This window comes from Streptomyces sp. NPDC058335 (assembly GCF_042723915.1).
In the GTDB taxonomy this organism is placed as follows: domain Bacteria; phylum Actinomycetota; class Actinomycetes; order Streptomycetales; family Streptomycetaceae; genus Streptomyces.
In genome coordinates this window covers 208,415-220,766 of record NZ_JBHXHX010000004.1, presented here as the reverse complement: position 1 = coordinate 220,766, position 12,352 = coordinate 208,415, and the positions used below count along the sequence as shown (strand labels likewise).

7 protein-coding genes and 1 pseudogene are annotated in these 12,352 nt (G+C 72.9%); 4 read left to right on the top strand and 4 right to left on the bottom strand.

The window, feature by feature from the left end; all coding sequences use genetic code 11:
* Nucleotides 1-232 precede the first annotated feature (232 nt).
* From ACFWJX_RS09045 to ACFWJX_RS09035, 3 genes are all read right to left on the bottom strand, one after another.
* On the bottom strand, nucleotides 233-2,116 hold the full coding sequence (locus tag ACFWJX_RS09045) for an ATP-binding cassette domain-containing protein (RefSeq protein WP_383239039.1): 1,884 nt from the start codon (nucleotides 2,114-2,116) through the stop codon (nucleotides 233-235).
* Nucleotides 2,117-2,362: 246 nt separating this feature from the next.
* Nucleotides 2,363-3,166, bottom strand: a complete 804-nt coding sequence (locus ACFWJX_RS09040; RefSeq protein ID WP_383239036.1) for a phosphatidate cytidylyltransferase — start codon at nucleotides 3,164-3,166, stop codon at nucleotides 2,363-2,365.
* Nucleotides 3,163-4,944, bottom strand: a complete 1,782-nt coding sequence (locus ACFWJX_RS09035) for an aminotransferase class I/II-fold pyridoxal phosphate-dependent enzyme (RefSeq protein ID WP_383239034.1) — start codon at nucleotides 4,942-4,944, stop codon at nucleotides 3,163-3,165. Before ACFWJX_RS09035 ends, ACFWJX_RS09040 begins: the two co-directional genes overlap by 4 nt.
* A gap of 286 nt (nucleotides 4,945-5,230) precedes the next feature.
* Here ACFWJX_RS09035 and ACFWJX_RS09030 point away from each other — a divergent pair.
* Nucleotides 5,231-5,473: pseudogene (locus ACFWJX_RS09030) on the top strand (GNAT family N-acetyltransferase); the annotation flags it as partial.
* Between the two features lie 24 nt (nucleotides 5,474-5,497).
* Here ACFWJX_RS09030 and ACFWJX_RS09025 read toward each other — a convergent pair.
* Nucleotides 5,498-6,223, bottom strand: coding sequence for a GAF and ANTAR domain-containing protein (locus tag ACFWJX_RS09025; protein ID WP_383239031.1), 726 nt, complete (start codon nucleotides 6,221-6,223; stop codon nucleotides 5,498-5,500).
* Between the two features lie 358 nt (nucleotides 6,224-6,581).
* On the opposite strand from ACFWJX_RS09025, the gene ACFWJX_RS09020 reads away from it, so the two are divergent.
* The 3 genes from ACFWJX_RS09020 to ACFWJX_RS09010 all read left to right on the top strand — a co-directional run bounded on the left by ACFWJX_RS09020 (nucleotide 6,582) and on the right by ACFWJX_RS09010 (nucleotide 12,214).
* A complete protein-coding gene (locus tag ACFWJX_RS09020) occupies nucleotides 6,582-7,781 on the top strand; it encodes a glutamate--cysteine ligase (RefSeq protein WP_383239028.1) in 1,200 nt (399 codons plus the stop codon).
* A 204-nt stretch (nucleotides 7,782-7,985) separates the two neighbouring features.
* Nucleotides 7,986-9,770: an N-acetylglutaminylglutamine amidotransferase gene (locus ACFWJX_RS09015; RefSeq protein ID WP_383239689.1), complete on the top strand. Its 1,785-nt coding sequence runs from the start codon at nucleotides 7,986-7,988 to the stop codon at nucleotides 9,768-9,770.
* Complete coding sequence (locus ACFWJX_RS09010) at nucleotides 9,743-12,214, top strand: S9 family peptidase (RefSeq protein ID WP_383239026.1); 2,472 nt, start codon at nucleotides 9,743-9,745, stop codon at nucleotides 12,212-12,214. The genes ACFWJX_RS09015 and ACFWJX_RS09010 overlap by 28 nt, the downstream gene beginning before the upstream one ends.
* The last annotated feature ends 138 nt before the right edge of the window (nucleotides 12,215-12,352 follow it).

Genomic DNA, 12,352 nt, shown 5'->3' with positions numbered 1-12,352 from the left:
GGGTGACGCCTGTGGCGTCGGGGGCCCGGAACGGAGCGAAGGCCGGCAGCAGGGCGACGGCGGCGCCGAGGGACCCGTCGGCGACCAGCGTGCTCGCGACGAGTGAGCCGCAGGACCACCAGCGATATCGGCACCAGCCAAGCGCGCGTCGTGAAGACACGGGTTCACGGTGGCGTGACCCCGGAGGACAGCGGCTGATCACGGCTCCGGCCCGGCGGGCATCGGTCACGGGTCACCGGTCCCGGGACAGTCGTAGCAGGTCGGCGAAGGTCCCGTCGCCGTGGACGAGGTCGTCGTAGGTGCCCTGTTCGGTGAGGCGGCCCTCGTCCATGACGATGATGCGGTCGGCGATCCTGGTGTTCTCCAGGCGGTGGGTGACGACGATGGTGATCCGGTCGGCGGAGATGGCCTTGATCTTCTCGAAGATGCCGTGTTCGCCGCGCGGGTCCATCTGCGAGGTGGGTTCGTCGAGGATCAGCAGGGGCGGGCGCCGGTACAGGGCGCGGGAGCAGGCGAGGCGTTGCCACTGGCCGCCGGAGAGTTCGGCGCCGCCGAAGATCTCGCGGGCGAGGAGCGTGTCGAGTCCGGCGGGCAGGTCCTCGATCGCCTCGCGCATGCCGACGGCGTCGACCGCGTCCCACACCTCGCCGTCGTCGTGGCTCCTGGGCCGGCCGAGGGTGACGTTCTCCCGCGCCCGCAGGGGCCACTGGGCGAAGATCTGCGGTACGAGGCCGGTGCGGTTCCACACGGTGGCCGGGTCGGCGTGGGCCAGATCGGTGCCGTTCCAGGTGACGCGGCCCTTGTCCGCCAGGTAGATGCCGGTGATCAGACGGGTCAGGGTGCTCTTGCCGGAACCGTTCACGCCGACGATGGCGAGGATCTCCCCGCGGCGGAGGGTGAGGGAGACAGCGTCGACGGCGGGCCTGTCCTTCCCGGGGTACCGGTAGGTGACCTGCTCGAGGCGGATCTCCTCGACCGGTGTGCCCACGGTCGCCGGGCCGCGCCGGGGAGCCCGCCGGGCGGCGTCGTCGAAGAACGCCTGTGTGTCGCTGAGGTAGAGACTGGTGTGGAAGACGGCGGCCCCGTTGATGACGACCTGCGACAGCGCCGCCAGCGTCGTCTGCACGGCGACGACCGCGGTGGCGGCGACGGCCGGTGCGATCCGTCCGGTGACGGCGAGCCAGGCCAGCACGCCCCAGGTGGCGGCGAGGAACGCTCCGCCGACGAGGGAGGACAGCAGGGCGATGCGCAGAGTGCGGGGAGCGGCTGCGAGGGAACGCCGGTCGACCCGCTCCGACAGGGCCCGGTACCAGTACAGGAGGTAGTCGGTCATGCCGTTGGCGCGGACCTCGTCCCCGTACTTCGGTGTGGTCGCCCACCAGCGCATCATGCCGCGGACGTTGCGGTCGGCGACGTTGGCGTAGTGGATCTCGTAGTCGACCCGGGCGGTCAGGACCGCTCCCACGCCCGCCGGGGCCACGGCCAGCAGGAGCAGCGGCAGCATCAGCGGGTTGAGCACGGACAGCACGCCGCCGGCCGTGACCATCCTGATCAGGGCGGACATGAACCGCTGGGCGTCCATGACCATCACGTGCGTGCGTGTCACGCCCATCTCGGCCGCCTCCTGCCGGTCGGAGAAGCCGTCGCCCGCGTACGCCGCCGCCTCGACCCGGCAGACCGCCTCGACCAGCGAGGAGTCGGTCTCGGTCGTCAGCCGGGGGGTGATGCGCCGCTCGGCATAGGCGGCCACGGCCAGCGAGATTCTGGCGGCGGCTGCGGCGGACGCGACGGTGACGAGCGCCGGAAGCGCCTCGTGCAGGCGGTCGGAGACGGGACCGGCGCCGAGGAGGGGTCGCATGGCCCGCGCGGTGGCCGCCAGCAGCACGGCGGCGGACACGCCGGTGATCAGCTGGCAGGCGACCAGCAGCCGTACGGCCCGGTGGTCGATGCGCCAGGCCATGGCGGCGATCCGCCCCAGAACCGCGGGGAGTTGGGTGCACAAGGCCCGGAAGCCGACCTGGCCGAGGGGGTTGACGGAGTACTGCCCGGAATAGGTGATCTCGGCGGGTGGCGGCGGTGTGACGGCGGCACCGTCCTGGGCTGCGGTGGGGGTCAACGGTACGTCTCCCTGTGCGGTCGATGGCGCTGAAGGCGGCGGCACCGGGGTCAACGAGACGGGCGTCGATATCGAACACACGTGTTTCGGACGAAGCGGGTTCCCTGGGAGGCGGGGACGCGGGACGCGCCCGCCCTGGGGCGGCGGGAGCGAGCAGGCTCGACAGCGTGGCCGAAACGCCGCGGCCGATACGCAGGTGACCGGTGAGGTTCGCCGCGGTCTACGCCCGTGTGGTCCGTCCAGGGCTCAACGCAGGACGAGCAGCACGGCCAGCGCGACGAGCAGGGAGTCGATCCGGTCGAGGAGACCGCCGGAGCCGGGCAGCCAGCGGCCGGTGTCCTTTGCCCGGGCACCCCTCTTGATCATGGATTCGAGGAGGTCTCCGGCCGGGCCGCCGACCGCGACCGCCACCGCCATGGGCCAGCTGAACGCGGACAGCACGACGAGCGCGCCGAGCCCGGCCGCCGCCCCCGCCAGGGTCCCGCTCCACCGCTTGGCAGGCGACAGCGGCGACAGCCGGGGCCCGCCGAGCCTGCGTCCGGCGAAGTACGCCACGATGTCGGCGACCGAGACCGCCACGAACAGCGCGAGCGCGCTCGCCCCGAGCGGCACCAGCGCGGCCAGCGCACTCAACCAGGCGAGTCCCAGCAGGCCCGCCCCGAGCCGGTGCAGGCCACGATCGGCGTCCCCGGCCAGCAGCGGCACCGCGGCCACCGCGAGCGCGCCGATCGCGGCCACCCGGAGCACCTGTCCGGGCGCCAGCCACACGGCCAGTACGACCCCTGCCACCGCCGCGGCCAGCACCAACCGGTCCGCGCGGCCCAGCCGCATCAGCCCGCCGTACTCCAGCACGGCGATCACCGCGACGGCGATGGCGATGGCCGCCGTTCCCGGGCGGCCCAGCCAGAACGCACCGGTGACCAGCGGCACCCCGACGGCCCAGGCACACCACCGGATCCGCAGCTCGCGGCGCCGGGAGGCCGCCACGGCGACGCCGCTGAGCGCCAGTGCCCCACCGAGGTAGGGCGCCAGCGAAGCAACCGTGATCACCGGGCGTGACCGGCTGCGGAAACGCCCTCGGACACCGAGACCCGGGTGGCCGGACGCGGCGGCGGCAGCAGATCCAGCGCGGCCCGGAACGCGGCCACGATGCGTGCGTTCTCGGCGGTGTCCTTGACCGCGATGCGCACGGTGCGCCCCTGGTAGAGCGACGACAGCGGCGACAGGTCGCGCAGGTACACGTCGTGGCGGCGGCACTCGCTGACGAGTCGAGCGGCGCTCGGCCCGCCGGCCGGCAGGGTCACGCCGAGGAAGTTCGCCACCGACTCCTCGACCACCACCGTCTCGTTCAACTCTGCCAGTTCGGCCGCCAGTTGGCTTCGCAGCGTGTGCGTGCGAAGCCAACAACCGCTGTAGTAGACCGGGTCGCGCAGGGCTGCCACAGCGGCCAGCTGCGCGGGGAGGCTGACCGGCCAGGGCGGCGTCCAACGGCGTAGCTGAGCGGCGGTGTCGGGCTCGGCCACCAGGTACGCGGCCCGCATGCCGGACAGTGCGTACATCTTCGACAGAGAGGTGCAGACCACCACCCGTGGGTCCGTCGCGGCGAGGCCGGCGAGCGACTCGGCCGGGTCGACGTATCCCAGGTACGCCTCGTCGATCCACCAGCGGGTCCGGGCCGGTGCGGCGGCGATCAGGGCGCGTAGGTCCGCGGCCGGCGCGTGGCGGCCGGTCGGGTTGTTCGGGTTGACGACCACGACGAGGTCGTAGCGGCCGGAGCCGACGGCGGCGGACAGCCGGGCCGGATCGATCCGCCAGCCGTCCTCGCGGCGCAACCGGAACCGGTCCACCCGGCAGCCGATCACCCTCTCCGTGACGTGGGCGTACTCGCCGTAGCCCGGGTCCATCAGAAGCACCCTGCTCTGCGGGGTCAGCCACCGGCCGAACGCCCTGAAGATCAGGTCGGACGATCCGGCGCCGACCGCGAGCGTCTCGGCCGGCAGCCCCCGGGCCGCGGCGATCTCCGCCAGCAGGCCCTCGGCGCCGGTCGGCGGCGACGTCCGGGCCGCCCAGGCCGGATCCTCCGCGAGCGCCGCCCGCACGCCGGGGGCCGGCGGGAACCAGGCGTCCAGTACGTCGGCCGCGACGACCTCATGGCGGCGGTGCAGGCTACGGAAGTCCGTGCCGATGGCGGTGAACGAGGCGCCGCCGTGCTCGCAGCCGTCGGTCCCGGGCGCGAACGGCACATCCAGCCGCCAGTCCACCGCGGACCGCAGCCGCTCCACCAAGGTGCGGTAACGGTCCATCGTGACCCTCGTCAGCTCGCTCACGTCGCCGGTCAGCACCTCGAACGTCAACGCACCACTGCGCACGGTACGGCCGACCGGGCGCAGGCCCGCGGCCAGATACATGTCGAGCAGCTCGGTACGCCCCATCGCCACCAGCCTGCGACCACCCCGGGCGGCGATCCAGCGCAGCGCCGCGTACATCAGCAGCGGGGCCGCCGCGCCGGCCCGCCGGCGCGGCTCGACGGTGAGGATGCGCACCTCGAACACGTCGTCCTCGGTCAGCAGCGGCAACTCGTCGCGGGTCAGGTACTTGTCCAGCGCGTACCGGCCCGACCATGGAGGAGTGACGCTGATGAAGCCGATGCGGGCCGCACCCCGCGCCGCGACCAGATAGACGTTGTCACCGTCCAGCCCGTCGCGAAGCCGCCCGGCCGGATTCGGCGCATGCTGACCCAACTCCTGTGCGTACACCCGGTGGCGCAGTTCGTGGATCCACTCGAGATCCTCCGCGGTGGCAGCGCGCAGCTGTAGGTCATGGCCCATGAGTACCTCTTTCGACGCGGGGTGGGGCCATGTCATCGTGGCGGACGAAGATCGGCCGCGACTGAGCCGAGCGACACGATCCGCCTAGGTACGCGTACTCAGGCGCGGACGCCCGAGGCGTGCGGGTGTGCGGCGTCCACGGAGATCGGGTACCGAGGATTTTCCGCCTCGCCCAGACCCCTGCCCACTGCTCGGTCGTCCAGCAGACGCTGACGCCACCACCCGCACGCACCCGACGGGCTGGCCAGTACGAGGTGAGGGCTGAGGGGAACGGTCCGGCGGTCACTCCCTGATCGGTTTCGTCAACGTCGCCTGGGACGGTGGGGTTCACGCCTTCGTTCTGGACACGGTGGTCGCACCGCGTTGCCGAGCGCGAGGAATCGGTGCCGCGCTCGTCGCCACGGCAGCCGAGGAAGCCCGTGCCGCACAGTGCGAATGGCTGCACGTCGACTTCGAGGAGCACCTGGGTGCGTTCTACTTCGGCGCCTGCGGCTTCAGGGGGACGACAGCCGGTCTGATGGCTCTGTGACGCCGTGGGCCAAGCCCTGTGCTGTCAGGGCCGGGGCCGCAGTTCGGGGCTGGTCGGGGGGCTGCCCGTCAGGTTGGTGATCAGTTCGGCGCAGAGGTCGCGGAGTCTGATGTTGCGGTGCTGGGAGGCCGTGCGCAGGATGTCGAAGGCCTCGTGGGCGGTGCAGCGGCGTTGGCCCATGACCACGCCGAGGGCTTGGTCGATGACGCTGCGGGACCGCATGGCGGTCTTCAGCTGCTCCGCGAATTCCTGGGTGTCGCTGATGCGTTGGGCCAGGGCGATGCCGCCGGTGGCCTGCGCGGCCAGGGACCGCAGAGCGGCGAGGTCGGTCCGCTGGAACGCACGGGGCGGACCGGCGTAGAGGTTCAGCGCACCGGCGGTGTGGGTGTGGGCGGCGATCGGCAGGGAGAAGGAGGAGCGGATCCCGCAGGACACGGCGTAGGCGGGGTAGTCGCCCCAGCGGTCCTCGTCGAGCATGTCGGGGACGGAGACCTCCGCGTCGGTACGCAGGGCCTGGAGGCAGGGGCCGTCGTCCTGCCCGTACTGCTTCTCGTCCAGTTTGGCTGCCACGGGTCCTGCGCTGACCACGGTGACGGGCCGGCCGTCGCGCTCCAGGGTGACTCCGGCACCCTCGGCGCCGGACAGCTCCAGGGCGGCGTCGGCCAGAGTCTGGAGAAAGTCTTCGAGGGAGTCGGTTTCCAGCAGCCACTGGGTGATACGGCTGCCGTCGTACGCGTCATCGGCGTTCATCGCGTGTTCCTTCGCAAGGCCCCGGGCCCCGTTGGTCGGCATCTGTCGTGCCACCGGGGTCGACGGAGTCCAAGGTCCGCAGGAACAACCTCCAGTGCGTCCACTCCTGGCGCCGGCCAACAGTCGGCGTGGCGTGGCCTGTGCTCCTCACGCTACTCCTGCGTCGGCGCCGGGCCCCCTTTCCTGGATCGCGCGGGGGTCGGCGCCCGCACCCGGCCGCCGCTCATGTGCGACAGCGACACCACAAAGGTGCACCGCCAAGGCTTATTTATGCATTTGTCGGGAACTCGTCGTGGGCAGTGGTCGCCGCGGGTCTCCGACCGGGCGGGCGATCGTCCGGTGCGGATGAGGGAGAGCCGTGGCCGTTCGGATAGGGGTAGAGGAAGAATTCCATGTGCTGGACATCGAGAGCGGGCTGTTGGTACCACGCGCCGACGCGGTCCTCGGCCGCCTGCGCCTCAGGTCCGATTTCACCGCCGAGCTACAGCGGTCCGCCGTGGAGTGGAACAGCCGGGTGCACGCCTCGCTGGACTCCCTGCACGCCGACGTGGTCAGGGCACGGCTGAGGCTCGACGCGGCGGCCTCCGGTCTCGGTCTGGCCGTCGTGGCGGCGGGGACCGTGCCTCTCGCGCGAGTGGCCTCGGGCGGTGCCACCCCCGACCCCCGCTACCGGCACATGGCCGACGAATACCGGCAGGTCGCCGACGAACACCTCGTGTGCAGCGCCCAGGTGCACGTCGACGTGACCGATCGGGACACGGCCGTACGGATCATGTGCGCGGTCTCGCCGTGGCTGCCCCCGCTGCTGGCCCTGTCCGCCAGCTCACCGTTCTGGCTCGGCACGGACACCGGATACGCCAGCTGGCGCGCGATGCTGTGGCAGCGGTGGCCCACCTCCGGACCGACCGGCTGCTTCGCCGGAGCCGACGCGTACGACGCCACCGTCACGGACCTGGTCCGCTCCGGGGTGATCAGTGATCCGGGGATGATCTATTACGACGTACGGCCGTCCGATCACCAGCGGACGCTGGAGCTGCGGATCTGCGACGCCTGCCCGCGCGCCGAGACGGTCGTACTCATCGCCGGGCTGTTCCGGGCCCTGGTCGAGGACGCGCGGGCCCGGCTGGAGGAGCCCGCCGACCGGGGCGTCCACTGCGACGGACGGCACGAGTGGCTCCGGGCCGCGGACTGGCGGGCGGCCCGCGCGGGTCTGGAGGGCGACCTCGTCAACCCCGCCACCCGGCTCGCCGAGCCCGCACCCGCGGTCCTCCGCGACATGGTCCGCCGGCTGCGTCCGGCCCTGGAGGCGGCCGGGGACTGGGACACCGTACGCGCCCTCATGGACGAAGCCCTGGCCCGCGGAAGCGCCGCGCACCGTCTGCGCGGGGTCGTCGAGGAGGAGGGACTGCTCGCGGGCGTCGGGACACTGGTCGCGGAGACCCGTGGCCGGCGCGGACCCGACCTCGCACCAGCGGTCGTACGCCGGCCCGTCGCGACGACCGGTGCCGCTCCGGCAGGGGTCGTGGCACCGGGCTGGGGGGAAGCCGTGGGCGGCTGACAGCCGCGCGGCCATGCGGAACACGTCAGGTGCCGACCCGTCGCTCCCGCGACGGCCGGCGGCCGCAGCGATGACGCCGGCGATGCGCCGCCGTCGTGCGGCGCCCACCGATGAAGGAGAGCAGTTCACCATGCCCAGCAGCAGTACCACCCCGCACCGGATCCGTTCGTGCGCGTACTCGTGCTCGCGAGGGGGTGCGGTCTGATGTGCGGCCTGTGCGGAGAGGTTCGTTTCGACGGCGGACGGCCCGACCTGGCGGCGGTCGAGCGCATGACCGACCGGCTCGCCGCCAGGGGACCGGACGGCAGGGGTCTGTGGTCGCAGGGCGCTGCCGCACTGGGGCACCGCCGCTTGAAGATCATCGACCTGTCGGAGTGCGGGGCCCAGCCGATGGCCGACCCCGCCGGGCGGATCACCGGTGTCTTCAACGGTTGCATCTACAACTACCAGGAGTTGCGTGAGGAACTGCGGGGTCTCGGCCACAGCTTCTTCTCCGCCTCCGACACCGAGGTGGTGCTCAAGGCGTACCAGCAGTGGGGCACCGCCTGCGTCGACCGCCTGTACGGCATGTTCGCCTTCGTCATCGTCGAACAGGCCACAGGTCGCACGGTCCTGGCCCGTGACCGGCTGGGCGTCAAGCCGCTCTATCTCGCGCAGGCACCGGGGCGACTTCGTTTCGCGTCCTCGCTGCCCGCGCTCCTCGCGGGTGGCGGCGTCGACACCTCGCTCGATCCGGTCGCACTGCACCAGTACATGAGCTGGCAGGCCACGGTGGCCCCGCCCCGCACCGTCCTGGCCGGTGTGCGCAAGCTGCCCCCGGCCACCGTGCGCATCGTGGAGCCGGACGGCCGCCACCGAGACATCCGCTACTGGCAGCCGTCGTACACCCGCAGGGACGAGTACGCGCACCTGGGCGCCGACGACTGGCGGGACGCCGTGCTCGACGCGCTCCGCACCGCGGTACGGCGCCGTATGGTCGCCGACGTGCCCGTGGGCGTCCTCCTGTCCGGCGGCCTCGACTCCAGCCTGATCGTGGCGCTGCTGGCCGACGAAGGACAGCGCGACCTCGCGACGTTCAGCGTGGGCTTCGAGTCGGAGGGCGGCGAGGAGGGCGACGAGTTCCATTACTCGGATCTGGTCGCCCGGCACTTCGGGACGGACCACCACCAGCTGATGGTCCCCTCGGATCGTGTGTCGACGGCGCTGGACGCGGCGATCGAGGCGATGAGCGAGCCGATGACCAGCCATGACGTGGTGGCCTTCCACCTGCTGTCGGAGCAGGTGGCGAAGGAGATGAAGGTCGTCCAGAGCGGTCAGGGCGCGGACGAGGTCTTCGCCGGCTACCACTGGTACCCGGACCTGGCCGCCGTCCCGAGGCAGCGCGAGCCCGAGGCGTACGCCGAGACGTACTTCGACCGGCCGCACACCGACCTCACCGGGATCCTTCAGCCCCACGTGCTGCCCGATCACGACGTTTCCGGCCGCTTCGTACGGGAGCACATGGCGCATCCGGGCGCCGAGACGGCCCTCGACGCGGCGCTGCGTCTCGACACCCACGTGATGCTCGTCGACGATCCGGTCAAGCGCGTCGACAACATGACCATGGACTGGGGGCTGGAGGCCCGGGTCCCCTTCCTCGACCACGAGCTGGTGGAACTCGCCGCCGCCTGCCCGCCGGAACTGAAACTCGCCGACGGCGGCAAGGGAGTCCTCAAGGCGGCCGGCCGCGAGGTCCTGCCGGCGGAGGTCGTCGACCGGCCCAAGGGCTACTTCCCGGTCCCGGCCGTCAAGCACATGGCGGGCCCCGTACTGGAGCGCGTCCGCGAGGCGCTGTCGGCTCCCGAGGCCAGGTCACGGGGCGTCTTCCAGGACGCCTACGTGGACAGGCTTCTGTCGGCGCCCGACGATCACCGGACCAGGCGTGGGGCGAACGCACTGTGGCAGGTAGCGTTGCTGGAGATATGGCTTCAGACGCACGGGATCAGGTGACCGGGGCGCAGGGGCCGCACGGCCCGCACCGGGTGACGGGAGCCCGGCCGCACCTGCTCGGAGTCCCTCCTCTCGGCCTCGCCCCCGGCAGGGATCACGCCGAGGGGGTGCCGAGGCGGTCCTGGGGCGACGCCGCCCCCGTGATGACGGCGGCTGCGTCCGACGGCCGCGCGGACGCGGGCTCCGCTCCGGTACCGGCCTCCACGGGGCCGGTGCCGGTGCCACTCCCCGACACGGCAGGGCCACGGGACACCCCGCAACGGCTCACCTCCCACGGCTGCTGGTATCCGTCCGTGGACCCGAGCGGCAGGTTCGTCGCGTTCATCTGCGACCGCGGCGGCGTGCCGCAACTGTGGACCGGACCGGTCGACGGACACGAGGTGCACCTGCTCGACTCCGACCCGCACCCGGTCAAGGAGGTGGCCTGGTCGCCGGACGGCCGCTGGATCGCCTACACCACAGCCCCAGGAGGCGGCGAACACACCCAGGTGCTGTGCGTACGCCCGGACGGAACCGGGCGGCGCGTCCTCGCCGGTGCCGAGCCGGGCAGCTCGGCGCACCTGGGCTGCTGGCAGCACGACGGTTCGGCGCTGGCCGTCACCGTCGCCGAGCCGGTCTTCGCGCGGGGAGCGGGCGACCCGGCAACGGGGCTCGCCCAGGAGGAACCGGGCCTCGCCGATCCCGGCACCTACACCACCCCACGCGCGGCCGGCTGGGCCTCCCGGGACGGCCGGGCCGTGCTGCTGGGCAGTCCGCACCGGGGAGACGCCAGTCCCGCCGCCCACTCCTGGGAAAGGGAAAGCGGCGCCACCGCCCGCGGGCCGCTGCGGCAGGACGCCCCGCGTGCCGCAGCCGCGCGCGCCCTGGACGCCGTACGCGCCGGATTCGCCCGCACCGGCGACGGGTACGGCGGCGTCGAGGCGGGCCATGGCGCGGGAGCGCCGTATGCGCACGGTGAGGGCGGGTCGGACGGGACGGCCGGCGGGGGACTGGCCGCTTACCTCGTCGACCCCGAGGGCGCGGCGGCACCCGCCCTGCTGGCGGTCGAGCGCGCCGCCGCCACCCTGCGGGTGTGCGACCTCAGCCAGGACGGGCAGCTGGCACTGGTCCGCCGGGGTCCCCGCGGCCGACGCGAGGCCCTCGTGGTCCGCACCGCCGACCTGCGGACCACCTACGCGCTGCCCGTCGCCGACGGTGATCCGTGGGTCGGCCGTTTCTCGCCGGACGGCAGGACGCTGTGGCTGCGCAGCGACGCGGCACGCGAGTTCGCCGCGCTGTTCGCCGTCCGCCTCTCGCCCGAGGGAGAGAGGCTGGGGCTGACCGTCGTCGCGGAGCGTGAGGACTGCGGACTGGAACTGCTGGCCTTCGGCCGCGACGGCCGCACCGCGGCCCTGGCCTGGAACGTCCGCGGCGCCAGTGAGCTGGAAGTCGCCGCCGTCACACCGCACTCCCGTGCCGGGGACGCCCTGGCGGGCCCGCCGCGGGAAGTGCCGTTGCCGCACGAGGTGGTGACGCGCATCGCGCAGGCCGACAGCCGGACGGGACTGGTACTGGCACTGTCCGGGTCACAGCGCCGCCCCGGCGTGTGGTGGCTCTCCGACGGTGCCGGGCTGCGCACTCCGTGGTCGTCCCGGGACGAGGACGCCGTCCCACCGGACCGACCCCCCGTCCGTCCCGTGCCGCTTCGGCTGACGGCGCGCGACGGACTGCCGCTGAGCGGCTGGTACTACCGCGCGCCGGGCAGGGGGAGCGGAGAGCCGGCGCCCTGCGTGATCCATCTCCACGGTGGACCGGAGGAGCAGGAAAGGCCCGTGTTCAGCCCGCTGTACCACGAGTTGCTGGGCCGGGGCCTGGACGTCTTCGCTCCGGACGTGCGCGGCTCATCCGGCCACGGCCGGTCGTTCGTCGACGCCGACCTCGGCGCGGGACGGTTCGCGGCGATCCAGGACGTCGCCGACTGCGCCGCCCACGCCGTCGTGGCCCGGCTCGCCGATCCGCGGCGGCTGGCCGTCATGGGCCGCTCGTACGGCGGCTACCTGGTGATGGCCTCCCTGGTCTGGCACCCGGACCTCTTCCGCACCGGCGTCGCGGCCTGCGGCATGTCCGACTTCGCGACCTTCTACGCCGGCACCGAGCCGTGGATCGCGGAATCGGCCGCGCACAAGTACGGCCATCCGGAGCGTGATCGCGAACTGCTCCACGCGCTGTCCCCGATGACCCGCATCGACGCGCTCCGGGTGCCGCTTCTCGCCGTCCACGGCGAGCACGACACCAATGTGCCGCCCGGCGAATCCGAACAGTTCGTACACGCCGCCCGCGAGCGTGGCCTGGGGGCCGAACTGTTGGTGCTGCGCAACGAGGGCCATGACTTCCTGCGCGCGGACAGCCGGCGGATCTTCCGCCGGGCGGCGGCCGACTGGATCCAGCGTCACGTCGAGAAGTGACCGGGGCACCGGCTCCAGCGGGCGACACGACCACGGGCCCGGGGGGTGCCGCGGGGTCGGGAGCCCCCGGCCCCGGGCGGGCCCCCCCCCGGCGCCCCAGGCCCCGGCGAACCGGGGGGGGGGACCACACCCCCAGCG

Coding starts and splice junctions, on each gene's coding strand:
- ACFWJX_RS09035 (WP_383239034.1), bottom strand. CDS start 4,944: ATGGGCCATGACCTACAGCTGCGCGCTGCCACCGCGGAGGATCTCGAG.
- ACFWJX_RS09025 (WP_383239031.1), bottom strand. CDS start 6,223: ATGAACGCCGATGACGCGTACGACGGCAGCCGTATCACCCAGTGGCTG.
- ACFWJX_RS09015 (WP_383239689.1), top strand. CDS start 7,986: ATGTGCGGCCTGTGCGGAGAGGTTCGTTTCGACGGCGGACGGCCCGAC.
- ACFWJX_RS09010 (WP_383239026.1), top strand. CDS start 9,743: ATGGCTTCAGACGCACGGGATCAGGTGACCGGGGCGCAGGGGCCGCAC.